At 72.9% G+C, this 22,187-nt stretch carries 23 protein-coding genes; 12 read left to right on the top strand and 11 right to left on the bottom strand.

All coding sequences use genetic code 11. The features are described from left to right. Positions 1-24: 24 nt before the first annotated feature. A complete protein-coding gene (locus ACWG52_RS31295) occupies positions 25-651 on the bottom strand; it encodes a YigZ family protein (RefSeq protein WP_389808413.1) in 627 nt (208 codons plus the stop codon). 250 nt (positions 652-901) lie between these two features. On the opposite strand from ACWG52_RS31295, the gene ACWG52_RS31290 reads away from it, so the two are divergent. Next, complete coding sequence (locus ACWG52_RS31290; protein WP_389808408.1) at positions 902-1,426, top strand: hypothetical protein; 525 nt, start codon at positions 902-904, stop codon at positions 1,424-1,426. Here ACWG52_RS31290 and ACWG52_RS31285 read toward each other — a convergent pair. Continuing rightward, positions 1,415-1,969: a hypothetical protein gene (locus ACWG52_RS31285; RefSeq protein WP_390135570.1), complete on the bottom strand. Its 555-nt coding sequence runs from the start codon at positions 1,967-1,969 to the stop codon at positions 1,415-1,417. The genes ACWG52_RS31290 and ACWG52_RS31285 overlap by 12 nt on opposite strands. A gap of 175 nt (positions 1,970-2,144) precedes the next feature. On the opposite strand from ACWG52_RS31285, the gene ACWG52_RS31280 reads away from it, so the two are divergent. Both ACWG52_RS31280 and ACWG52_RS31275 read left to right on the top strand, forming a co-directional pair. Next, entirely contained in the window at positions 2,145-2,549 is a 405-nt protein-coding gene (locus tag ACWG52_RS31280) for a CoA-binding protein (protein WP_030718939.1), read from the top strand. Between the two features lie 273 nt (positions 2,550-2,822). Continuing rightward, positions 2,823-3,785 (top strand): IS481 family transposase, encoded by a 963-nt coding sequence (locus tag ACWG52_RS31275; RefSeq protein WP_453126552.1) that lies wholly within the window; start codon positions 2,823-2,825, stop codon positions 3,783-3,785. Here the strand turns inward: ACWG52_RS31275 and ACWG52_RS31270 are convergent. After that, positions 3,782-4,402, bottom strand: coding sequence for a helix-turn-helix domain-containing protein (locus ACWG52_RS31270; protein WP_389809084.1), 621 nt, complete (start codon positions 4,400-4,402; stop codon positions 3,782-3,784). The two genes, ACWG52_RS31275 and ACWG52_RS31270, sit on opposite strands and share 4 nt — an antisense overlap. A 104-nt stretch (positions 4,403-4,506) precedes the next feature. Between ACWG52_RS31270 and ACWG52_RS31265 the strand changes: the two genes are divergently transcribed. Then, positions 4,507-5,373, top strand: a complete 867-nt coding sequence (locus tag ACWG52_RS31265; RefSeq protein WP_389808403.1) for an EamA family transporter — start codon at positions 4,507-4,509, stop codon at positions 5,371-5,373. A gap of 22 nt (positions 5,374-5,395) precedes the next feature. On the opposite strand, the gene ACWG52_RS31260 is transcribed toward ACWG52_RS31265, so the two are convergent. Next, positions 5,396-6,172, bottom strand: a complete 777-nt coding sequence (locus ACWG52_RS31260) for an acyltransferase (RefSeq protein WP_389808400.1) — start codon at positions 6,170-6,172, stop codon at positions 5,396-5,398. Between the two features lie 139 nt (positions 6,173-6,311). Here ACWG52_RS31260 and ACWG52_RS31255 point away from each other — a divergent pair, with 139 nt between their 5' ends. Together ACWG52_RS31255 and ACWG52_RS31250 are read left to right on the top strand one after the other, a co-directional pair. Further along, complete coding sequence (locus ACWG52_RS31255) at positions 6,312-6,857, top strand: gamma carbonic anhydrase family protein (RefSeq protein ID WP_033220878.1); 546 nt, start codon at positions 6,312-6,314, stop codon at positions 6,855-6,857. A 55-nt stretch (positions 6,858-6,912) separates the two neighbouring features. Further along, positions 6,913-9,147 (top strand): hypothetical protein, encoded by a 2,235-nt coding sequence (locus ACWG52_RS31250; protein ID WP_453126550.1) that lies wholly within the window; start codon positions 6,913-6,915, stop codon positions 9,145-9,147. Positions 9,148-9,178: 31 nt separating this feature from the next. Here the strand turns inward: ACWG52_RS31250 and ACWG52_RS31245 are convergent, their stop codons facing one another. From ACWG52_RS31245 to ACWG52_RS31235, 3 genes are all read right to left on the bottom strand, one after another. Then, positions 9,179-9,850 (bottom strand): DedA family protein, encoded by a 672-nt coding sequence (locus tag ACWG52_RS31245; protein WP_389808395.1) that lies wholly within the window; start codon positions 9,848-9,850, stop codon positions 9,179-9,181. Positions 9,851-9,908: 58 nt separating this feature from the next. Continuing rightward, complete coding sequence (locus ACWG52_RS31240) at positions 9,909-12,425, bottom strand: beta-glucosidase (protein WP_453126548.1); 2,517 nt, start codon at positions 12,423-12,425, stop codon at positions 9,909-9,911. Positions 12,426-12,591: 166 nt separating this feature from the next. Beyond that, positions 12,592-13,044: a DUF4442 domain-containing protein gene (locus ACWG52_RS31235; protein ID WP_184791899.1), complete on the bottom strand. Its 453-nt coding sequence runs from the start codon at positions 13,042-13,044 to the stop codon at positions 12,592-12,594. Positions 13,045-13,140: 96 nt separating this feature from the next. On the opposite strand from ACWG52_RS31235, the gene ACWG52_RS31230 reads away from it, so the two are divergent. Next, positions 13,141-14,160 (top strand): hypothetical protein, encoded by a 1,020-nt coding sequence (locus tag ACWG52_RS31230; protein ID WP_389808389.1) that lies wholly within the window; start codon positions 13,141-13,143, stop codon positions 14,158-14,160. 66 nt (positions 14,161-14,226) lie between these two features. After that, positions 14,227-15,567 (top strand): MFS transporter, encoded by a 1,341-nt coding sequence (locus ACWG52_RS31225; RefSeq protein ID WP_390135562.1) that lies wholly within the window; start codon positions 14,227-14,229, stop codon positions 15,565-15,567. Positions 15,568-15,624: 57 nt separating this feature from the next. On the opposite strand, the gene ACWG52_RS31220 is transcribed toward ACWG52_RS31225, so the two are convergent. The 4 genes from ACWG52_RS31220 to ACWG52_RS31205 form a co-directional block, all read right to left on the bottom strand. Beyond that, complete coding sequence (locus ACWG52_RS31220; protein WP_453129087.1) at positions 15,625-16,416, bottom strand: spermidine synthase; 792 nt, start codon at positions 16,414-16,416, stop codon at positions 15,625-15,627. A 100-nt stretch (positions 16,417-16,516) separates the two neighbouring features. Continuing rightward, positions 16,517-17,377: a patatin-like phospholipase family protein gene (locus ACWG52_RS31215; RefSeq protein WP_389808384.1), complete on the bottom strand. Its 861-nt coding sequence runs from the start codon at positions 17,375-17,377 to the stop codon at positions 16,517-16,519. A gap of 102 nt (positions 17,378-17,479) precedes the next feature. Beyond that, the gene (gene tuf, locus ACWG52_RS31210; RefSeq protein ID WP_389808382.1) at positions 17,480-18,661 is read right to left on the bottom strand and encodes an elongation factor Tu; all 1,182 of its coding nucleotides are present in this window, start codon (positions 18,659-18,661) and stop codon (positions 17,480-17,482) included. A gap of 276 nt (positions 18,662-18,937) precedes the next feature. Continuing rightward, positions 18,938-19,654: a DNA alkylation repair protein gene (locus tag ACWG52_RS31205; RefSeq protein WP_389808380.1), complete on the bottom strand. Its 717-nt coding sequence runs from the start codon at positions 19,652-19,654 to the stop codon at positions 18,938-18,940. Positions 19,655-19,703: 49 nt separating this feature from the next. Here ACWG52_RS31205 and ACWG52_RS31200 point away from each other — a divergent pair, with 49 nt between their 5' ends. The 4 genes from ACWG52_RS31200 (at position 19,704) to ACWG52_RS31185 (ending at position 22,186) form a co-directional block, all read left to right on the top strand. Then, positions 19,704-20,432 carry a TVP38/TMEM64 family protein gene (locus tag ACWG52_RS31200; RefSeq protein ID WP_389808377.1) on the top strand — a complete coding sequence of 243 codons (729 nt, stop codon included), beginning with the start codon at positions 19,704-19,706 and terminating at the stop codon, positions 20,430-20,432. 48 nt (positions 20,433-20,480) lie between these two features. After that, positions 20,481-21,359 carry an undecaprenyl-diphosphate phosphatase gene (locus ACWG52_RS31195; protein WP_390169018.1) on the top strand — a complete coding sequence of 293 codons (879 nt, stop codon included), beginning with the start codon at positions 20,481-20,483 and terminating at the stop codon, positions 21,357-21,359. A 113-nt stretch (positions 21,360-21,472) separates the two neighbouring features. Next, positions 21,473-21,649, top strand: coding sequence for a hypothetical protein (locus ACWG52_RS31190; protein WP_167745548.1), 177 nt, complete (start codon positions 21,473-21,475; stop codon positions 21,647-21,649). A 69-nt stretch (positions 21,650-21,718) separates the two neighbouring features. Then, the gene (locus ACWG52_RS31185) at positions 21,719-22,186 is read left to right on the top strand and encodes a nuclear transport factor 2 family protein (protein ID WP_389808372.1); all 468 of its coding nucleotides are present in this window, start codon (positions 21,719-21,721) and stop codon (positions 22,184-22,186) included. Position 22,187 lies beyond the last annotated feature (1 nt).

The following is a 22,187-nucleotide window of genomic DNA, read 5'->3' as shown; positions in this document are numbered from 1 at the left end:
ACGCTAACCCGTCCCCGGGGGCGCTCAGGGCGCGTACGTCTCCCCGCCGAGGGTGAGACCGGCGCTGCCCGCGGTGGTGTCGGCGAGCCAGGCCTCGAAGGCGGGCAGGTCCGCCTCGGGGAGGGCCACCTCGATCTCCACCTCGGCGCCGTAGCGCAGGTCCACCACGGTCCGGCCGGTGGAGCGCAGATCGTTCTGGATCTTGCCGGCCCGCTGGTGGTCGACGGTGACGGTGGCCAGCCGGTAGCGGCGCCGGGTGACGGTGCCGAGTTCGTCGAGAGCCTCGCCGACGACTCCGCCGTAGGCTCTGATCAGCCCGCCGGCACCGAGCTTCACGCCGCCGTAGTAGCGGGTGACGACGGCGACGGCGTAACGGATGTCGCGGCGCATGAGCATCTGCAGCATGGGCACCCCGGCGGTGCCGCCGGGCTCCCCGTCGTCGCTCGCCTTCTGGACGGAGGCGTCGGCGCCGACGACGTAGGCGAAGCAGTTGTGCGAGGCGGTGGGGTGCTCCTTGCGGATGCGCGCGACGAAGTCCTGGGCCTCCTGCTCGGTCGCGGCCGGCGCGAGCGAGCAGAGGAAGCGCGAGCGGTTGATCTCGGACTCGTGCATGCCCTCACGGGCCACCGTCACGTACTGGTCTGCCTTCACCTCACCACCCTAAGCGGTACGGAACGGGCCCCCTCCCGCCCGTGACGAGGTCGCGGCATCGCCCACGGCACCCCCTAGGGCCTGTCTTTCGGATCATGCCGGGCCCGCGGCGTCTGGCGCCGCACCTCGCCGCGTTCTCGTCGGTCGTCGATGCTCCGCATGGACTCCCTCCTCGGCCTTGCGATGCACGACACCGGACGCCGCGGGCTGATCCGCCCTGATCCGAAAGACAGGCCCTAGGTTGGCGGGTATGGAATCACGGGGGCGGAACTACCGGTACGTGGGACCGGCCGAGCTGAGGGCGCTCGTCCGGCCGGAGGGCGAGGGCCGGCGTATCCGCTCGGCCGAGGACCTCCAGGACTGGGCCGCGGGCCGGGCGGCGGCCGAGCTGTCCGAGCCCGTGACGTTCGTCGTGGACGGCGCCGGTGTGCTGCGGCTCGCGCCGCGGCGGAGCGAGCACGTGGTGTGCGCGGGTGGCGGCCCGGTGCTGAGCGCCGGGGAGATGACCTTCGGGCGGGAGGCCGGGCGGTGGGTGGTCCGCGAGGTGAGCAACCAGTCGACCGGATACTGCCCGGGCACCTGCTCGTGGCCGGCCGTGGCGGACGCCCTGGACGCGGCCGGGATCGGGCGTCCGGGCGGCTTCACCCACGAGGTGGTGTTCCGTAGGTGTCCCGCCTGCGCGCAGTTGAACATCGTCCGGGACGAGTACTTCGTCTGCGTCTTCTGCGACGGGCCGCTCCCGCCGAGGTGGAACGTGGACCCGTCAACGGGGTAGGCACCCCAGCACGGCCCGGAACCTCTCGCGCCCCGACGCGACGCTCGCTTCCCACAGGCCCGCGGCATCGCCGCTGAGCGAGCGGGCCTGCAGTGCCTCCTCCTCGGCCCGGAAGGCGGCGCCACCGAAACGATTTCGGTCGAGCAGGTCCATCGCGGTGAGCGCCGCATGACCGCAGGACAGTGCGTGGTCGGCGTCCGCCGAGGCGTTGGCCCGCAGTGCGTGCCGCAGGACGAGGACACCGAAGAAGGCGTACGTTCCCGCGACATCGGTGATGCCCTCCTCGCACGGCCGCAGCTCCGGGAAGCCCTCCAGCGCGCGTACCCGCTCGGCGGCATCGGGCAGCGCCCGGTCGGCGAACCAGAGGTCGCGCACGGACTCCACACAGAGGTCGAGGTCGGCCGCGCGGTCCGGCATGCCCGCCCGCAAGCCGATGAACAGGGGCGCCGCGCGTTCGGCGCAGGCGGCCACGTAGAGGCGGACCGCCTCGCCGTCACCCGTGCGCAGGGCCTCCACGACGGAGGCCTCCACCAGCGTGTCCACGTGCCACCCCTCGTATCCGTTCGAACGGAGCGACAGATTACCGAGCGGCCCCGGGACGGGCGTCCGGGAATCGGGCGCGGGCCGTTTCGGTTGACCCGGCAGAGCGCCGGTCCGAGGGCGGCGGGGAAACCGTCGTCAGGGTCTGCGGGAACGAGAACACCAGGAGGCGGCACACGTGTACGGCGATCCGGCAACCATCCGCAAGATCCTCACCGAGCTCGGCGACACCTGGGCCGTGGTGGGCCTGTCGAACAACCAGGACCGCGCGGCCTACGGGGTGGCCCGCGTGCTCCAGCGGTTCGGCAAGCGCGTGATCCCCGTGCACCCGAAGGCCGAGACGGTGCACGGCGAGCCCGGGTACGCCTCGCTGGCGGAGATCCCGTTCAAGGTGGACGTGGTGGACGTCTTCGTGAACAGCGAGCTGGCCGGTCCGGTCGCCGACCAGGCGGCCGCCGTCGGCGCGGAGGCCGTCTGGTTCCAGCTCGGCGTGATCGACGAGGACGCCTACGCCCGTACCCGTGAGGCGGGGCTGACGATGGTCATGGACCGCTGCCCGGCGATCGAGATCCCGGCGCTCTAGGTCGCCCCTTTGGGATCTTGTCGGCCGAGCCCGGGTCGTCCGGTGCGGTGCCTCGCAAGGCGGAGGGGCGCTCGTGTACTGGACGTACTCATGTGCCCCGACAACGCGGCGGGGTGCCGTGCCGGGCGGGCCGGGCCCGGCAAGATCCGAAAGAGACGGCCTAGGTGTGTTGTCCCGGGACGTTGGTGACACACGTGCTGGGTGCTTGAAATGGGTGAGGGCCTCCGGGTTCGGTGTGGATTGCGACATCTGCACCTAGCCGAGGAGGCCCTCGTGGTCCACCGTAACGCCCCGCTGACCGAGACCGGACGACTTCGTCTCGCCCGCTGTGTCGTGGACGACGGATGGCCCGTGCGGCGGGCCGCGGAACGTTTCCAGGTCAGCCACACCACCGCGGCCCGCTGGGCCGGCCGCTACCGACAGCTCGGCGTCGCCGGAATGGGTGACCGCTCCAGCCGCCCCCACCACCAGCCCCGAAAGACACCTGCCGAGGTCGAGGCCGAGGTGCTGCGCCTGCGGCGGGAACACCGCATCGGCCCACTGCGGCTCGCCGTCCGCTGCGGCATCGCGGCCTCGACCGCCCACCGCATCCTCGCCCGGCACGGTCAGCCACCCCTGGCCGCCCTGGACCGGGCCACCGGCGAGCCCGTCCGCCGTTACGAACGCGCCCGCCCCGGCGAGCTGATCCACATCGACGTCAAGAAGCTGGGCCGGATCCCCGACGGAGGCGGCCACAAGGTCCTGGGCCGGGCCGCCGGCAGCCCGAACAAGGACCGCCGCAACGGCGCCGGATACGCCTACCTCCACACCGCCCTCGACGACCACACCCGCCTCGCCTACACCGAGGACCTGCCCGACGAGACCGCCCCGACCTGCGCAGGCTTTCTCACCCGGGCCACCGCGTGGTTCGCGTCCCTGGGCATCCGCGTCGAGCGGGTCCTTACCGACAACGCCTGGTCCTACAGCAGGAACACCTGGCGGAGCACCTGCCGCGAGCTGGGCATCAGCCCCCGCTGGACCCGCCCCTGGCGGCCACAGACCAACGGCAAGGTCGAACGCTTCCACCGCACCCTGCTCGAGGAATGGGCCTACCAACGGCCCTACACCTCGGACCGAGAACGGATGGAAGCATTCACCGACTGGCTGCACTGGTACAACTACCACCGACCCCACACCGGCATCGCAGGCCAAACCCCCGCCAGCCGCGCCACCAACCTGTCCGAACAACACACCTAGGAGGTCGAGGCGGTGCCGCCCCCGTGCGTGTGCGCGGGGCCCGGCGCCGAGACCGGGGGGACCGACACGGCGAGGGTCATCTCCATCGGTACGGAGCCGTCGTTGCGGTAGGAGTGCGCGAGGTTCGCCTCGAAGGTGGCCGCGGCCCCGGCCGGCACGCGGAACTCCTCCTCGCCCACCACCAGGGTCAGCTCCCCGGCCGTGACGTGCAGCATCTCGATGGTGCCGGAGGGGTGCGCGACGGAGTCCGTCCCCTCGCCCGGCACCAGGTGCCAGGTCCACAGCTCCATCGGCCCGCGCTCGTCGGTGCCGATCAGCATCGTCGTCGAACTGCCCGCCTCGCTGGACCAGATCCGTACCACCTGGTCCGGCTGGACGATCCGGACCTGCGGGCCCCGGTCGTGGTCGAGGAGCGCGGAGATGCTGACGCCCAGTGCGTCGGCCAGCCTGACGGTGGTGCCGACGCTGGGGTTCGTACGGGCCTGCTCGATCTGGATGATCATCCCGCGGCTCACTCCCGCGCGAGCGGCCAGGGAGTCCAGGGTGAAACCGCGCTCGCCGCGCCACCGCTTGAGGTTCCGGGCGAGCGCCTGGGTGAGCTGTTCGAGGTCCGACACCATTCCGTCCAATATTTTGGATGACACGGTCCAACAGAGTGAACTAACGTGTTCTGTGTTCGATGCTGCACTCCAGCGTTCACCGCACTGTACTGCGAGGCCCCATGACCGCCCTCTTCGCCCTGGCCACAGCCGTGCTGTGGGGGCTCGCCGACTTCGGCGGCGGGCTGCTGACCCGCCGGATCCCGGCGCTCACGGTGGTCGTCGTCTCGCAGGTCGTCGCCGTGGTCGTGCTGGGCGCGGTGGTGCTCGGCACGGGCGCCTGGCGGGAGGCCGGTCCGCAGCTGTGGTTCGCGGTCGGCGCCGGTCTGGTCGGGCCGGTCGCCATGCTCAGCTTCTACAAGGCGCTGGCCCTCGGCCCGATGGGCGTGGTCTCGCCGCTGGGCTCCCTCGGCGTGGTCGTACCCGTCACCGCCGGGCTGATCCTGGGTGAGCGGCCCGGGCTCGGCCAGTTCGCGGGGATCGCCGTGGCGGTCGTCGGCATCGTCCTCGCGGGCGGACCGGAGCTGCGCGGCGCACCCGTCCAGCGGCAGGCCGTCGTCCTCACCCTGGTCGCGGCCTTCGGCTTCGGCGCGGTGATGGCCTTGATCGCGGAGGCGTCCACCACCGTGACGGGGTTGTTCCTGGCCCTCTTCGTGCAGCGGGTCACCAACGTCACCGTCGGAGGCGCCGCCCTGTGGGCGCAGACCCGGCGCGGCATACCCGCGCTTCCGGCGGGCACCGGACCGAAGATCCTGTGGGGGCTGCTGCCCGCCCTGGCCTTCGTGGGCCTCGCGGACGTCGCGGCGAACGGCACGTACTCGATAGCCGCCCAGAACGGCCCGGTCACCATGGCCGCCGTACTGTCCTCGCTCTACCCGGTGATCACCGCACTCGCCGCCTTCGCCGTACTCAAGGAACGACTGCGCACGGTCCAGGCCGCCGGCGCCGGCCTGGCCCTCGCCGGAACGGTTCTGCTGGCCGCGGGCTGAGCGATTCCGACGCCGGAGGCCGCTACGAACGCTCGGCCTCGGCAAGTTCGATCTCCGCGAGCTCGGCCTCCGTCAGTTCGGCCAGACCGCGCAGCTGCTCCGGGGTCATCCCGTCCGGGATCGGCACCGGTGTCGGCGTGCGCAGCGGCGGCTGCCAGCCCGTCTCGGGCTGCCAGCGCCGTACGATGCGGGCCGGCGCCCCCGCCACCACGGCATGGTCGGGCACCTCGCCCCGTACGACGGCTCCCGCGGCCACGACCACGTTGCGGCCGAGGCGCGCGCCCGGCAGGATCACCGCGCCGGTACCGAGCCAGCATCCCGGGCCGATCTCCACGGGTTCGCTGCGCGGCCACTGCCGGCCGACGGGCTCGTGCGGGTCGTCGTAGCTGTGGTTGGTGGACGTGATGTAGACGCCGGGGCCGCAGAAGGTGTTGGACCCGATGGCGATCCGGGCGTCGGCGATGACATGACTGTTCCGGCCGATGACCACCCCGTCGCCCAGGACGAGCATCGGCTCGGCGCCGAGGTCGAGGTCCGGCATCATCCCGGCGGTGAGGGTGACCTGCTCGCCGATGATGCAGTGCGAGCCGAGCTCTATCCAGCGCTCACCGAAGACGGTGCCCTGCGGGAAGGCGAGCCGGGTGCTGTCACCGATCGCCCCGAACCTGAGCCGCCCCGGAGTCTGCGCGGTGACCGCACCGGCCTGCTGCATCCAGCGCCAGCCGGCGTGGACCACGCGGCTCGCCAACCGGCGGCGCGCGGCCGTCAGAGATGAGAACGTGTTCTGTTTCTTCGGCACCCGGCCACGGTAGTGCGCCCGACCCGCGTCGCCCCGACCACACTCCTGTGATCTTCACCCCATCGCGGGCACGATGCCGCGCGTGGCCTACGGTGCTGTTGGCGCGGCAACCGGACGACAGACGGCAGAGGAAGAGAACATGACGTACCAGGCGGCCCAGGCACTCGTGGCGGGTGTCGGCGGCAAGACCCCGGACATCGACCCGACGGCCTTCACGGCTCCGACCTCGGTCACGGTCGGCGACGTCACCCTCGCCGCCGGCGCGAGCATCTGGTATTCGGCGGTGCTGCGCGCCGACTGCGGCCCGATCACGCTCGGCGCCGACAGTAATGTGCAGGACAACTGCACGGTGCACGTGGACCCCGGCTTCCCGGTCTCGATCGGCGAGCGCGTCTCCATCGGCCACAACGCCGTCGTCCACGGCTGCACCGTCGAGGACGACTGCCTGATCGGCATGGGCGCGACCGTACTGAACGGTGCCGTGATCGGCGCCGGTTCGCTGGTGGCGGCCCAGGCCCTGGTCCCGCAGGGCATGGTCGTCCCGCCCGGCTCACTGGTCGCGGGCGTGCCCGCCAAGGTGCGCCGTGCGCTGACCGACGAGGAGCGCGAGGGCATCAAGGTCAACGCCCTGATGTACGTGGAGCTGGCCAAGCAGCACCGCGCCTCGGTGACCCCGGAGGTCTAGGCCGTCTCCGCCGGGGGGCGTGGCGTTGTCGGAGCCGTCTGACAGGATCCGCCGCATGGATCTTGCCGCTGTGTTCGCGGGCCTCGACCGGATCGCGTGGTCCGAACTGCACCATGCCTACGGCTCCGCCGAGGACGTCCCCGATCTGTTGCGGACGCTGACCGCCTCCACCGAAGAGGCCGCGGCGGAGGCCGAGCAGGAACTGTGGGACAGCCTCGTTCACCAAGGCTCGGTGTACGAGGCCACGGTGGCGGCCGTGCCGTTCCTGGCTCGCCTCGCGCAGGCGGGTGTGCGCCGCGCGCACCTGCTCGGCATGCTGGGGGCGGTCGCCGAGAGCACGGACGAGCGCGGCCTCGCCCGGGAGGGCGCGGCGCGCGCGGCGGTCGTCGCGCAGCTGCCGTCGTTGCTGCCCTCGCTGGCGGACGCCGTCCCCGAGGTGCGGCAGTGCGCGGCGTGGGCGGTGGCCCGGTGCGGGCCGGCTGCGGGCCCGGACACCCGTGCGGCGTTGCGCCGGCGCTGGGAGTCGGAGACCGATCCGGTGGTGCGGGCCGATGTGCTGACCGCGTGCGTCCGGGTCGATCCGGACGCGGCCGAGGGGATGGCCGCGATCGCCCTGAGCCCGGCGGAGGCTCCGCCGGTGCGCGTGGCGGCCCTGTTGGCGTGCGTGGAAACGGGTCGTCCCTGGGATCGGAAGTTGGCCTCTGTCGTGGCGGCGTTGTCGCCGTTGGACCGGCACACGACGGACAGTCAGTGGCGAGGCGAACCGCTGAAGGACCTCGCTGACGGCCTGCGCGAGCGCGGCGATGTCGACGCGGCGGTCGATGTCGTCGTCGCGGCGCTGCAGCGCGCGGTGGAAACCGTACGCGCCGGGGCGGATCCGGGGACGGCGGTCACCGAGGCGACCTGGGCGGCCGAGTCGCTCGCGCTGCGCTCACGGGCCGCGCCGGCCCGGTTGCTGCCGGCGATGCTGCCGCTGCTCGATGTTCCGGCCGCCGCCGACGACGTCGTCTCCGCCGTGCGCGACTGGGCCGAGCCCGCCCCGCAGGCGGTGCCGGCACTGGTCCGCCTCTCCCGGGGGACGGACGGAACGGCCGACCGGGCCCTCGCGGCCCTGGTGTCGCTGGGCGCGCCCGAGGCCGGGGAACTCCTCGCGCCCCGGCTCGCGGACCGGCCGCACGCGCTGGAGGCCGCCTTCCGACGCACCCTCGGCCCGCGCCCGGCTCCGCTGCCGTGCACCCCGGTGCTCCTCGACGCGGTCCGCGCGCGGCTGGCCGTCGTGACGGCCGCCGCCGCGACGCCGCGCGGGCGCCGGTCGCGATACGGCGACGGGGGCGGCCTCGCGGCCGTCAACGAGCCTGTGCATCTCGCCGGTCTGTCGGCCGGTTGGGGTCCCGCGGCACGGGCCGCGCTGCCCGAACTGATGGACGCGCTGCCCCACCACCCCCTCCCGATCTGCCGGGCGCTCGCCGCGGTCGCCGACGCCGAGCGGGACCCCGACGCGGTGACCGCGCTTCGGGCCCACGCCGGAACCGGTCCCCCGGCGAACCGTCAGGCGGCCGCGAGCGCCCTCCACTCCCTGACGGGCGACGCCGGCCCGTTGATCGCCGTCCTGGGCGACGCACTCGGTGAGCGGGGCGGCGCACGTGACCAGTGCCTGCGGACCGTCGCTCCGCTCGGCGAGCAGGCCCGTCCGATGCTCCCCCAGCTCCTCGCACTGCTCGCCGAGCCGCCGGAGACCCGGACCGCCCTCGACACGGCCCAGGCGGGACTGACGGCGGCCGCCACGGTCTGGGAGCTGACCGCCGATCAGGATGCCGTGCTGCCCATGATCCTGGAAGGCCTGACCTGGGCGACGAGGCCATGGGGCCACCGGGTCGCGAACCAGGCGGCCGCGGTCGCCGCCCTCCTCGGCCCCGCCGCACGGCCGGCCGCCACCCCTCATCTGCTGCCGATGCTCGACCGACCGGAGACGGTGGCGGGCGCCGCACGGGCGCTGGTCGCCGCGTACCCGGGCGATGACCGTCCGGCCGGTGTCCGGCTCACCGATCTCGCCGACCGGGTCCTCTCATCGGTGCGGCCGGGCGGGCACCTTCATTCCGCTCGGAACTCCCTGGAGGCACTCGCCGCCCTCGGACCCGCCGCGTTCACCCCCACCCGACGCGAACGTGTACGGCTGCTCGCGGACGGGGAGTGTCGCGTCATCGGCTCGGGCAGCCATACCGAGATCATCCGCGACGACGAGGAGTTCCGTGCCGCCGCCAGAACCGTCCTGGCGGGCCTGACCCGCTGAGCGGGCGGGCGGGCGGTGAACCGTGCTGCCGCTACTCGCCGACCGTGGCCGGGGCCGACTGTTGTGCGGGGATCTCCGCCTCGGCGGTGCCGGCGGCCGCGGCCGCCTTCTTCATGCGGCTGCGCACCACGAGCGTCACGGCGAGGCCGAACAGCACGGCCAGTCCCAGGGCCAGCCAGGAGAACCGCTTCAGCCACGGCTCGGCGACGATCCCGACCGAGTAGATGACGGCCGTGGTGCCGCCCGCCCAGAGGATGCCGCCGAAGACGTTGGCGATCAGGAAGCGCCAGTACGGCATGCGCAACACGCCCGCCAGCGGCCCGGCGAAGATCCGCAGCAGGGCCACGAACCGCCCGAAGAAGACGGCCCACATGCCCCACTTCTCGAAGGAGCGTTCCGCCAGGGCCACCTGCTGGGGCCCGAAGTGCTTGGGGAAGCGCCGGCCCAGCCGCTCCAGCAGCGGCTTGCCGCCCCGGCGGCCGATCGCGTAGCCGATCGAGTCACCCACGATCGCCCCGGTGATCGCGCAGAGTCCCAGGATCACGGGGTCGATCTCCCCGTGCTGCGAGGCCAGCAGCGCCGAGCTGACCAGGACGATCTCTCCCGGCAGCGGGATGCCGAGGCTCTCCAACCCGATGACCAGACCCACCAGGAGATAGATGCTGACCGCCGGAATCGTCTCCAGCCATTCCTGGATGTGCACCGGTACGTCCTCCCGTGTCGTCCCCGGCGCGCCCCCTGTGACACGCCGAACGGGCAGCCTATCGGCTCGCCACGACCGCCTTGGACCTCAGTGGCAGTTCACGCGACGATCGGCCCACGAACACCTGGCGTCGGCCGGAACCCAGCACCCAGGCGTGCTGCTCCGGGTCCCACGACGACAGGGCCCGTGCGTCGATGTCGAGGGTGACCCGCTCCGCCCGGCCCGGCGCCAGGACGAGCCGCCGGTAGCCGGCCAGCGCGCGGACCGGCTGGTCGAGCTCCAGCTCCGTGGAAGGTCCGACGTACACCTGGGCCACCTCGGTGCCCTTGCGGCGACCGGTGTTGCGGACGGTGAACTCCACGCGCAGCCCACCGCGCTGCGGCCGGACGGTGAGCTTCTCGTACTGCCAGGTGGTGTACGAGAGCCCGTGCCCGAAGGGGAAGAGCGGGGTCACGCGCTGGGCGTCGTACCAGCGGTGGCCGACGTGGATGCCTTCGGAGTACTCCTGGCGGCCGCCCACGCCGGGGTAGCGCAGCGGCTCGCCGCCGACCGGGGTGGCCCGCTCGTCGGCCGGGAAGGTCTGGGTGAGGCGGCCGCCGGGGTCCACGTCCCCGAAGAGGAGGTCGGCGGTGGCTCCCGCGCCCTCCTGGCCGGGGTAGTACATCTGGAGGACGGCTCCGGTACGCGGGAGCCACGGCATGGTCGTGCTGGAGGAGGTGTTGAGCACGACGGTCGTACGGGGGTTCGCGGCGGCCACGGCCTCGATCAGCCGCTCCTGCCCGCCGGGGAGAGCCAGGGAGGTGCGGTCCCGGCCCTCGGTGGCGTCCTCGTAGGCGAACAGCACCACGCTGCGGGCCGCCTTCGCGGTCTTCACGGCCTCGGCGAGGTCCGCGGCGCGGGTCGCCCCGGTGGTGTGCCGCAGCCGGAAACGCTGGCCCTTGTCGCCGCCCTCGGCGGTCACGGCGAGCCGGTGGGTGCCCGCCTTGAGGGCGATGGTGGTGCGGCGGACGCTCATCCCGTCGGGTGCGGAGCCGAGCAGTCCGCCGGCGAAGTACTCGGCCACGCCCTGCCGGACGGGGAACAGTTCCTTCCCGTCGAGGCGCACGACGGGCCGCTTCCCGGTGTAGTGGACGAGCAGGGTCCACTCGTCGTCGGCCGCGAGGCGGAACTCCGCCTCCTGGCTCCAGACCCGCCCGGGTTCCACGGCCCGCGCCTCCAGGTCGACGGCCGGGGTCAGCAGCTTCGCCGGGAGCGGCCTCCCGTACACGTCCTCCCCGAGGGCGTAGCGGACGGTCGAGCCGTTCCCCGCCCGTCGCCGGATGGCGGTGAGCGGACCGTCCGCCCCGTCGGGGATCACGTGCGCGCTGCCACCGCCGCCGACGAAGGGCACCTGGCCGGTCGGTCCGATCACCGCGATCGAGCGGGCGGAGGCGCCGGTCAGGGGCAGGGTGCCGTGTTCGTTGCGCAGCAGTACGGCCCCGGCGGTGGCCACCTTGCGGGCCGTCCGGGCCCCGGCGGCGGAGTCGCGCGGGGGCCGGGTGGCGGGCCGCGCCGCCAGCAGCCCGAAGCGGTCCATGGTGGCGAGGATCCGGCGGACGGCGAGGTCGACGGCGCTCTCGGGTACGGATCCGCCGCGCACCGCCTCGCGCAGGGGCGCACCGAAGTGGGTGCCGCCGGGCATCTCCATGTCGAGGCCGGCGCCGATGGCGGCGACGGTGCTGTGGGTGGCGTCCCAGTCGGACATCACCCAGCCGTCGAACCCCCAGCCGCTGCGCAACAGTTCGTCGAGCAGCGGCTTGCTCTCGCAGGCGTGGACGCCGTTGACCTTGTTGTAGGCGCCCATGACGGCGCCCGCGCCGGCCGCCACCGCGGCTTCGAAGCCCCGTAGCTCCGTCTCGTGGAGGGTCTGCTCGGCGGCGATCACGTCGACCGTGTCGCGGCCGTGCTCCTGGTTGTTGAGGGCGAAGTGCTTGACGGTGGCGATCAGGCCCTCGTCCTGGATGCCGCGGATCATCTCGGCAACGAGGTCGGCGGTCAGGCGCGGGTCCTCGGCGAACGTCTCGAAGTTCCGGCCCGCATACGGGGTACGGATGAGGTTGACCATGGGGGACAGCACGACGTCCTGGCCCAGTGCCCGGCCCTCGCGGCCGATGACGCGGCCGTACTCGCGGGCCAGCGCCGGGTCGAAGGCGGAGGCGAGCAGGACCGGCGCGGGCAAGGCGGTGGCGGGTCGGGCGACGCGTACCCCGGCGGGGCCGTCGGTGAGGCGCAGCGGCGGGATGCCCAGGCGGGGCACGCCGGGCACGTAGCCGGCCTGGCCGAGGGAGGTGGGGTCGGGGGCGCCGTGCAGGAGGGCGGTCTTCTCGTCGAGGGTGAGCCGCTCCAGCAGGGCGTCGATGCGGGCGGGGCCCTTGGCGCCGGCGCCTGCGCCGGCCGGTGCGGTGGGCGGCGTCCTGGGGGCGCCCGCGCCCGGCGGCACGCCGGGCGCGCAGGCGCTCGCCGCGAGGGCCGTACCCGCCGTGCCCGCCGCCGCGAGGAGTCGCATCGCGGAACGTCTGGACACGGCCTCGCTCATGGGCGCTCCCTGCGGCGTGGGTCGGCGGGAGCGGCCCGCGCCGGACCGCTCCCGCGCCCACTGTGCGCCGCGCGCCCGCCGGGTCCACCGAGACGCGCCACCGCGGCGCCGAGGTTCAGCCCTCCGGCAGCGGCGGCGCGCCTGCGGCGCCGCGCGACGGAGGCCGTCAGGCGTTGGGGCGCAGGGTCCAGATGACGGTCATCTCGCCCGTCACGGCCTCGTCCTCGCGCTGGATGGCGATGGTGACCGGGAATTCGGGGCGGCCACCGGCGTCGAGTTCGGCGACGACCTCCGCGGCCGGGCGGCCGAGGGTGGCGGTGGCGGTGACGACGCCCTTGGCGAGCTTCTTGTAGCCGATCTCGGCCTTCACGGCGAGCGGGACGGCGCGCGAGAGCTGGTCGCCGAAGGCGGCCAGGACGATCGCGCCGCTCGCGGACTCGGCGAGGGTGAACATCGCGCCGGCGTGCGGGCCGCCGACGTGGTTGTGGTAGTCGGGCTGGTCCGGAAGCCGGACGACCGCGCGCTCGGGGGTGGTCTCCAGGAACTGGAGGTTCAGGGTCCGGGCCATCGGCACGGTCGCGGCGAGCAGTTCGCCCACGTTCATCTGGTCTGCGCTCATGGAACGCGATGTTACCCGTGAGTAGTCGCCGTTGGCCAGAGCTCCCCAGGGGGCGGCCGTGGCTCCCCGTGGCCACGGCCACTATCGTTACCGGCCATGTGGCCAGGACAGCAGCAGCCGCCCGGGGGAGAACAGAACCCTCAGGACGCGCAACAGAACCCGTACCAGCAGCAGCCGGGGCAGCCGAACCCGTACCAGCAGCAGCCCGGCTACGGCTACCCGCAGCAGCCGGGGTACCAGCCGCCCCAGGGCGCCCCCGGCCAGCAGTGGGGTCAGCCCCAACTGCCGCAGCCGCCCCAGCCCGCCGCCACCGGCGGCGGGAGCCCGTACTCGACCAAGACCGTGGCGATCGTCGCCGCGGCCGCCGTCGTCGTCGTGGCCGCCGCGACCGGTGCGTTCGTCCTGACCCGGGACGACAAGAAGACCGAGGCCGACGACAAGCCGGCGGCAAGCCCCTCGGCGCCGGTCGAGGCACCCGCTCCGGCGGGCAGCAGCCCGAACCCGCGGGCCGGCGGCAACGCCCAGCCCGTCATCCCGGGCTGGAAGGTCGTCGTCAACACCAAGTACGGCGTCAGCTACGACGTGCCCCCCGAGTGGAACGTCAACGAATCCGGCGTGAGCCTCTCCTTCCACGACGAGGTCAAGAACGACGGAAGCCCCATCATCACGATGAGCGGCACCGCCACCCTCAAGGAGGAGTGGTGCACGGTCGACAAGGACGCGGACGGCAGGGTCGAGAAGTTCTCGCTCGCGGACACCGGCATCAAGGGTGCCCAGGGCGCCAAGGACACCGCGCAGGTGGCGACCGACAACACCAGTGCCTGGGCCTGGGCGGCCTTCGCCCAGAAGGAGCCCAAGGGCACGGTCAAGGTGGCCGCGGCCAAGGAGTTCACGACCTCCTCCGGGATCAAGGGCCACATGGTCGTGGCGACCGCTCCGAACCTGAAGAAGGAGCACAAGTGCTCCACCGACGGCAAGACGGTCGGCTTCGGCTTCAAGAACGCCGTCGGTGACTTCGCCAGCTTCGTACTCATCAGCGCGGCCGGGGTGAAGGACGAGGTTCCGGACGACGTCTCCAACAAGATCATGAGTTCCATCCGGCTCACCCAGCCGTGATCCGTCCCACGGCCCGGGCCGGCGAATCCGTTTGGATTCTCGGCCCGGGGCGGGGATAGTCCGGGGGTGAGTTCTCCCCGCAGCGCAGCACCCCGTACGCCCGTGAACCGCCGCCGACCCGAGTGGGCCGGCCGCAACTACAGCCTGCTCACGGGTGCGGCGATCATCACGAACCTGGGGAGCCACGGAGCGCACATCGCGGCCGCCTTCGCGGTCATGGAGGCCGGCGGATCCGTGGGCGACGTCGGACTGATCGCGGCCGCCCGCACGCTGCCGCTCGTCCTCTTCCTGCTGATCGGCGGCGCCATCGCCGACCGGCTGCCCCGCCACCGCGTGATGGTCGCGGCCAACGTCCTGAACTGCCTCTCGCAGGCAGCGTTCGCCGTCCTCGTCCTCGCGGGCGAACCCCAGCTGTGGCAGATGATGCTGCTGACCGCCCTGTGCGGCACCGGCACGGCCTTCTTCAATCCGGCGGCCGAGGGCATGCTGCTCTCCACCGTCTCCGGCGAACACTCCAACCGCGCCTTCGCGCTCTTCCGCATGGCGATCAACGGCGCCGGCATCGGCGGCGCGGCCCTCGGCGGCGCGATGATCGCCGCGGTGGGCCCGGGTTGGGTGCTGGCCGCCGACGCGGCCGCCTTCGCGTTCGCCGGCGCCCTGCGGGCCTTCCTCGACGTCAGCCACGTACCGGACCGGGCACCGGGCGGCGGTCTGCTGTCCGATCTGCGCGAGGGCTGGGTGGAGGTCCGGACCCGCCCGTGGCTGTGGAGCATCGTGCTCCAGTTCTCCGTCGTGGTCGCCGTCGTCGGGGCCGCCGACGCGGTCTACGGGCCGTTGGTCGCCCGGGACCAGTTGGGCGGGCCCGCGCCCTGGGGCGTGGCCCTGGCCTTCTTCGGCGTCGGCACCATCGCCGGAGCCGTCCTGATGATGGCGTGGAAGCCGCGCCGCCTGCTGCTCGTCGGCACGCTGTGCGTGTTCCCGCTGGCGCTGCCCTCGGCGGGACTCGCCGTGCCGTTGCCCGTGTGGGGGCTGTGCGTGGTGATGTTCGTCAGCGGCGCCGCGATCGAGGTCTTCGGTGTGAACTGGATGACCGCGATGCACCAGGAGATCCCGGAGGAGAAGTTCTCCCGGGTCACCGCCTACGACTGGTTCGGCTCGGTGTCGATGCTTCCGCTGGCCACCGCCCTGGCCGGGCCCGCCGAATCGGCCTTCGGGCGCACCTCGTCCCTGTGGGGCTGCGCCGTGCTGGTCGTCGTGCCCACCGCACTCGTGCTGCTGGTCCCGGACGTCCGCCGCATGACCCGCCGGACGCACAGCAAGACCATCGTCCCGGTGACGGCGACGTCGACGGCGGCCGCGGCCGAGCCCGCTCCCCCCGCTGCGCCCGCCGACGCCGTCGGTCGCTGAGACGCCGTCGGTCGCCGAGACCTCGTCGGCCGTCGGGACGCCGTCGGCCCCGGCCGCTCACCCCAGGCTGAACGCGCCCTCCGGCGGCACCGGGGAAGGAGCCGCGTCCACGTCGGCCACCGGCACCGCGCCCTTGCGGAACCGGGCCAGCCCGTCCCCGTACTCCACCCTGGCCGCGAACGCGTCCGCCGCGCACCTGCGGGCCAGTGCCCCCACCTCCAGCGGGGCGTCCGAGGCGAGCAGTACGGCGTTCCCGAACCGCCTCCCCCGCAGCACCCCCGGCTCGGCGATCAGCGCCAGCTCCGCGAACGCCTCGGCGAAGTTCGCCACCTGCGCCCGCAGGAAGTCGAAGGGCGCCCCGTCCGCCAGGTTCGCCGCGTACAGCCCGCCGGGCCGCAGCACCCGCGCGGCCGCCCGGGCGTACTCCACCGACGTCAACTGCGCCGGCACCCGCGAGCCGCCGAACACGTCGGCCACCACCAGGTCCACGCTCGCGGCGGGCGCGGCCTCCAGCCAGGCCCGGGCGTCGGCGGTGTGGACGGTGACCCCGGAGTCCGCCGCGAGCGGCAGGTGCTCGGTCACGAGGTCGACCAGGCCCGCGTCGAACTCGACGACCGTCTGCCGGGATCCGGCCCGGGTGGCGGCGGCGTAGCGCGGCAGGGTGAGCGCGCCGCCACCGAGGTGGAGCAGGTCGAGCGCGAGGCCGGGCTCGGCGGCGCAGTCCAGGACGTGCGCGAGGCGGCGTACGTACTCGAATTCCAGGTGCTGCGGATCGTCCAGGTCCACATACGACTGCGGGGCCCCGTCGACCGTCAGCAGCCAGGCCCGCTCCCGGTCCACGTCCGGCATCAGCTTGGCGGTGCCCTGGCCCACGTCCCGGACGACCGGGATCTGTTCGTCGCTCACCGGTCCATTGTCCGGCAGCGGCCGGGCGGGCTTCGAACAGCCCTCAGGCGGCCGCGGCGGACCAGACCGCCGCCGTCGCCTCCACGTGCTCCTCGGCCTGCGCGAGGCCCGCCCGGGCGGCCGGCTCACGCCGCGCCGGATCCAGCACGTTGCGCCCGAAGGCCTTGCGGGCGGCCGTCGACGGGGTGATCAGCACGACCCGCGCCCCCGCCTCCCGCAGTCGCTCGGCCTGCGCCGACGGCGAGGGGACCAGGCCCGAACCGAGCGACATCGGGGCGAGGATCACCACGCGTGCGTACCCGGCGGCCAGGTCGGCATTGGTGGCGGAGCGGATTCCGCCGTCGATGAAGCGGCGGCCGCCGACGGTGACAGGCGGCCACACCCCGGGCACCGCACAGCTCGCCGAGACCGCGTCGACGAGCCCGTCGCCGCTCCCCCGGTCGAACGCCTTGAGCTCACCGGTGAGGGCGTCCACCGCCGTGACGACGAGCCGGCGCTCGGGCCACTCGTGGGAGACCAGCCGGGCGGCCAGGACCTTGCGCCGCTCGGCCTCGCCGCCCGCGCCGGTGTCGGCGGCCAGGGCCATGGCGCCGACCCGCTGCCGGTAGGCCGTCGCGGTGCGCGAGCGCGCCATCGCGACGGCGTACCGGGCGAGGAGACCGGCCCCCAGCTTCGCCGTGGCCTCGCCGGAGGGGTCCCCGAGCTGGCGCTCGTACAGTTCCTGCGCGGTGAGCAGTCCGGAGGTGAGCTGGGCCCCGACCACGGAACCGGCGGAGGTGCCGACGACCAGGTCGGCGGTGGTGAGGTCCACGCCCGCGCGGGCGAGGCCGTACAGGATTCCGCACTCCCAGCCGATGCCGGTCAGTCCCCCGCCGCCGAGCACCAGTGCCGTGTCGCCGCTCATCTCCGCCCGCCCCTCCGCGCATGCCTGTGGTGACGGCAGTCTGGCGCAGCCGGGCCACCGCCACCACAGAGGGGTCCGGATCGGACCGGGATCAGATCCGGATCACCCCAGTACGGCCGTCACCGTCCCCGCGCCGACCGTCCGTCCGCCCTCGCGGATCGCGAAGCCGAGACCCGACTCCAGCGGGACGTCCCGGCCGAGCTCGACGGTCATCGTGACCGTCTCCCCGGGTCGGGCCACGGCGGCCTCGCCCAGGTCCACGTCCCCCACCACGTCGGCGGTGCGGATGTAGAACTGCGGCCGATAGCCGCTGGCGACCGGTGTCGTACGGCCGCCCTCGCGCCCGGACAGCACGTACACCTGCGCCGTGAACCGGCGCTGCGGCGTCACGCTGTCCGGCGCGGCCACCACGTGCCCGCGGCGCACGCCGTCGCGTGGTACCCCGCGCAGCAGCAGCGCGACGTTGTCCCCGGCCTCGGCGGACTCCATCGGCTTCCCGAAGGTCTCCAGCCCGGTGACGACCGTCAGGACCGGCTCGCCGTCACCGCCGAGGACCGCCACGCGGTCCCCGAGGCGTACGGTGCCGCGCTCGACGGCGCCGGTCACGACGGTCCCGCGCCCGGTGATGGTCAGCACGTTCTCCACCGGCAGCAGGAACGGCGCGTCCGTGTAGCGCACCGGGGTCGGTACGTACGTGTCCACCGCGTCCAGCAGCGCCTGGATCGCCTCCGTCCACCGCGGGTCGCCCTCCAGCGCCCCGAGTCCGGAGACCCGTACCACCGGCGCCGCGTCACCGCCGTACCCGTGCGCGGTGAGCAGCTCACGGACCTCCAGCTCGACCAGGTCGGTGAGCTCGGGGTCCCCGGCGTCGGCCTTGTTCAGCGCCACCACGATGTGGTCGACGCCGACCTGCCGGGCGAGGAGCACGTGCTCGGCGGTCTGTGGCATGACGCCGTCGAGCGCGGAGACGACGAGGATCGCGCCGTCGAGTTGGGCGGCGCCCGTGACCATGTTCTTGATGTAGTCGGCGTGCCCCGGCATGTCGACGTGGGCGTAGTGCCGGGTGTCGGTCTCGTACTCGACGTGCGTGAGGTTGATGGTGATGCCGCGCCGGGACTCCTCGGGGGCCCGGTCGATGCGGTCGAAGGGCACGAAGGAGGCGCCGCCGTGCTCGGCGAGGACCTTGGTGATGGCGGCGGTGAGGGTGGTCTTGCCGTGGTCGACGTGACCCATGGTGCCGATGTTGAGGTGCGGCTTGGTGCGCACGAAGGCCGTCTTGGCCATGATTCATTCCCGTGTCTGGAAGCTGCTACGGGACCCCGAGAGCGAGCCGACCCTCCCCCTGTGGGGTCCGCCGGACGATCCGGGAAGGGTCAGCTTCGTGCGCCGTCGAATGCGGCGAGGACGGGTGCGAACGCGGGTGCGCCTGCCAGTGCCTCCACGATTGCGGCAGCCTTCGGCGCGTCCGCGACCGCGGACCGCACTGCGAGGAAGGCATACCGGTTCATGCCCCTGATCCTGCCGGACGGTCCGGGACCCGTCGAGCGAATTTCGGCGTGGTCAGAGGTTCTTGAGCGCCTCGCGGACCGACAGCGGGGCCAGGGAGCCGCGTTCGGCCTCGACGAAGGCGCGTACGGCCGCCGGGTCCGTCTTCGCGTACTCGCGCAGGGCCCAGCCGATGGCCTTGCGCACGAAGAAGTCCGGATGGCCGGCCCGGCGGCGGCAGTAGCCGAAGAGCCGGTCGGTGTCCGTGGCGGACCTGAAACGGAGCTGGTGGAGCAGGGCGGTGCGGGCGAGCCAGGTGTTCTCGTCCTCGATCCACTCGTCCGTCACGGCCGCGAGTTCCGGGTCGGCGGCTACCAGCGGTCCGACCGTGTGCGCGGCGAGCAGGTCGACGGTGTCCCACCAGGGGACGGTGACGATCAGGTGCCGGACCACCGGCAGGAAGCCGGAGGAGCAGCGGGCGGTGTGGCGGCGCAGATAGTCCACCGCGAAGTACTGGTACTCGCGCTCCGGGAGGAGCCAGCAGCCCAGCGCGAGCGCCGCACAGTCCGTCTCGGACGGTGTCGGAGTGTCCTTCGTCACGGTCTTCGACAGTTCCCGGCGCAGGGGGGTGGGGATGCCGAGGAAGGGCGCGACGTCCTTCATGTAGGCGCCCATCGCCCGGGCCCGTACGGGATCGGCGGCGGGCGGGTACGCCTGGTGCAGCCGCTCCAGCAGGGTGTCCGCGAGGGCGCTGCGGGGAACTCGCGGAGGGCGCCGGTCGTTCGACTGCATGAGGCCCAGATTACGGCGCACCGCCGTATACGTGGGCTAGTCTCCCGGGATGTCCCTCCTCCTCGCGCCGTGGACCCGGCTGTCGGTGCTCGTCGTGCTGCTCGTCGCGGCCGGCGTGTGCGTGCTGCGGTACGAGCCGCAGCGCATCCTCTCGGAGGGCTGGCCCCCGGGGCTCCCGATGGGCACGGCGGTCCTGCTGTTCGCAGCCGCGTACGGCGTGTGCACGGCAGCCCTCGTGCCGCGCCCCCTGCTCAATCTGGCCGCGGGAGCCGTCTTCGGCAGCCAGTTCGGCCTTGTCGCGGCGGTCGGCGGCACGGTGCTGGGCGGTGCGATCTCCTTCGGGCTGGGCCGGGTCCTGGGCCAGGAGGCTTTGCGGCCGTTCCTGCGCGGGCGCTGGCTCCAGGCGGCCGACGGCCAGCTCAGCCGGCACGGTTTCCGTTCGATCCTGGCGGTGCGGATCTTCCCCGGTATGCCGTTCGTGGTGGCCAACTATTGCGCCGCGGTGTCGCGGTGCGGCTGGGGTCCCTTCCTCCTCGCCACGGCGATCGGGGTCGTGCCGAACACCGCCGCGTACGTGATCGCGGGGGCCAGTGCCTCCTCTCCCGGATCGCCCGCGTTCCTCGTCTCGTTCGGCTTCATCGTCGTCTCGCTGGTGGGCGGCGGGGTCCTCGCGTGGCGCAAACGACACCGTCTGACGCCCCCTCGAACCGAGGGTCGGATGCCCGAACCGGTACCCCAACACCCCCCTGTGGTCAGCGCCGCTTCGCACGGGCCCTAGCATCGGACGCGAACTGCCCGACGATCACAAGGACGAGCGCACCCCGACATGAGCTGGTTCGAATCCCTAATCCTCGGTCTCGTCCAGGGGCTTACGGAGTTCCTCCCGATCTCCTCCAGCGCCCACCTGCGGCTGACCGCGGCGTTCGCCGGCTGGCACGACCCAGGAGCGGCCTTCACCGCGATCACCCAGATCGGCACCGAGGCCGCCGTGCTGATCTATTTCCGCAAGGACATCGCGCGGATCGTCTCCACCTGGTTCCGCTCTCTCTACACGAAGGCCCTGCGGTCCGAACAGGACGCCAAGATGGGCTGGCTGGTGATCGTCGGCTCGCTCCCGATCGGCATCCTCGGTCTCGTCTTCAAGGACGCGATCGTGGGCCCGGCCCGCGACCTGCGACTGACGGCCACCACCCTGATCCTCATGGGCATCGTGCTGGGCATCGCCGACCGGCTGGCCGCCCGTGACGAGGAAGGCGGCCGGCACCGCGCGATCCGCGAGCGCAAGACGCTGGCGCAGCTGGGCGTCAAGGACGGTCTGATCTTCGGTGTCTGCCAGGCGATGGCCCTGATCCCCGGCGTCTCCCGGTCCGGCGCGACGATCTCCGGCGGTCTGCTGCTCGGCTTCACCCGTGAGGCAGCGGCCCGCTACTCCTTCCTCCTCGCGATCCCGGCCGTGCTGGCCTCGGGAGCGTTCGAGATCAAGGACGTCGTGGAGAACCCGGGGCACATCTCCTGGGGCCCGACGATCTTCGCGACGGTCATCGCCTTCTTCGTGGGCTACGCTGTGATCGCGTGGTTCATGAAGTTCATCTCGACCAAGAGCTTCATGCCCTTCGTGATCTACCGGATCCTCCTGGGCATCCTGCTGTTCGTGCTGATCGGCACGGACGTGCTGAGCCCGCACGCGGGTGAGTCCGGCTCCTAGCGGGGCCCCGCACCACCTCTTCGCGTGAACCGCAGGCCGCTCGGGAACGTTCCCGGGCGGCCTGTGCGTCGTTGTGCCTGAAGAGAGTGGAAGGCGAACGCAGGGGGTGCCCCATGGGTCGAGTGGTGCTGGAGCGGTTTCCCGCCGGGAGTCCGCGGGGAAGTTGGCCCGCCGAGGAGTACGCGGCGCAGCGGATGCGCGAGGGCGTACAGGCGGAGGTGGTCATGGACCTGGACAGCGACGCGTTCCTCGTCGTGGTCCGGCAGCGGGAGTCCCGTTCCGGTCATTGACCGGCCGCGGGAAGATCCGGTGGGCGCACGGCCCTTGGCCTCGCGCCCGCGCAGCCCCAGACTGACCCGATGACTCAGCGTGTGGATCTCGCGACGGTGATGGACAGGCTGGCGATCGACGAGGTGGTCACGGGCTACGCGGTGGCCGTCGACGACGGGGACTGGGCCGCGTACCGGGCCCTGTTCACGGCCTCCGGGAGGGTCGACTACAGCTCGGCCGGCGGGATCGAGGGCTCGGTCGCGGAGGTCGCGGACTGGCTGGCGGAGACGATGACGCTGTTCCCCGTCCGCCAGCACCTGATCGTGAACCGATTGATCCGGGTGGAGGACGTGGGCGGCTCCCCCGGGGACAGCGCCGAGGTCCGGGCGGACTTCCTCAATCCCATGCGGCTGGCGGGACCGGACGCCGACACCGCGATCACTTCCCCCAACTTCGTCGCCGCCGGACGCTACGGCTTCGCGCTGGCCCGCACCCGTGACGGCTGGCGGCTCACCCGCGTCACGGTGCACGAGAAGTGGCGGCACATGACCGCCTGAG

It is taken from the genome of Streptomyces sp. CLCI03, assembly GCF_053615355.1.
Note: the sequence above shows the minus strand (reverse complement) of the source record. Positions and strands in the feature narration are given on the sequence as shown.

Bases quoted from the DNA above. Each gene is read 5' to 3' on its own strand.
- ACWG52_RS31290 (WP_389808408.1), top strand. From the start codon at position 902: ATGGAATCACGGGGGCGGAACTACCGGTACGTGGGACCGGCCGAGCTG.
- ACWG52_RS31250 (WP_453126550.1), top strand. From the start codon at position 6,913: ATGGATCTTGCCGCTGTGTTCGCGGGCCTCGACCGGATCGCGTGGTCC.
- ACWG52_RS31215 (WP_389808384.1), bottom strand. From the start codon at position 17,377: ATGAGCGGCGACACGGCACTGGTGCTCGGCGGCGGGGGACTGACCGGC.
- ACWG52_RS31265 (WP_389808403.1), top strand. From the start codon at position 4,507: ATGACCGCCCTCTTCGCCCTGGCCACAGCCGTGCTGTGGGGGCTCGCC.
- tuf (WP_389808382.1), bottom strand. From the start codon at position 18,661: ATGGCCAAGACGGCCTTCGTGCGCACCAAGCCGCACCTCAACATCGGC.
- ACWG52_RS31185 (WP_389808372.1), top strand. From the start codon at position 21,719: ATGACTCAGCGTGTGGATCTCGCGACGGTGATGGACAGGCTGGCGATC.
- ACWG52_RS31195 (WP_390169018.1), top strand. From the start codon at position 20,481: ATGAGCTGGTTCGAATCCCTAATCCTCGGTCTCGTCCAGGGGCTTACG.
- ACWG52_RS31255 (WP_033220878.1), top strand. From the start codon at position 6,312: ATGACGTACCAGGCGGCCCAGGCACTCGTGGCGGGTGTCGGCGGCAAG.
- ACWG52_RS31230 (WP_389808389.1), top strand. From the start codon at position 13,141: ATGTGGCCAGGACAGCAGCAGCCGCCCGGGGGAGAACAGAACCCTCAG.
- ACWG52_RS31240 (WP_453126548.1), bottom strand. From the start codon at position 12,425: ATGAGCGAGGCCGTGTCCAGACGTTCCGCGATGCGACTCCTCGCGGCG.
- ACWG52_RS31235 (WP_184791899.1), bottom strand. From the start codon at position 13,044: ATGAGCGCAGACCAGATGAACGTGGGCGAACTGCTCGCCGCGACCGTG.
- ACWG52_RS31220 (WP_453129087.1), bottom strand. From the start codon at position 16,416: ATGCCGGACGTGGACCGGGAGCGGGCCTGGCTGCTGACGGTCGACGGG.
- ACWG52_RS31205 (WP_389808380.1), bottom strand. From the start codon at position 19,654: ATGCAGTCGAACGACCGGCGCCCTCCGCGAGTTCCCCGCAGCGCCCTC.
- ACWG52_RS31190 (WP_167745548.1), top strand. From the start codon at position 21,473: ATGGGTCGAGTGGTGCTGGAGCGGTTTCCCGCCGGGAGTCCGCGGGGA.
- ACWG52_RS31200 (WP_389808377.1), top strand. From the start codon at position 19,704: ATGTCCCTCCTCCTCGCGCCGTGGACCCGGCTGTCGGTGCTCGTCGTG.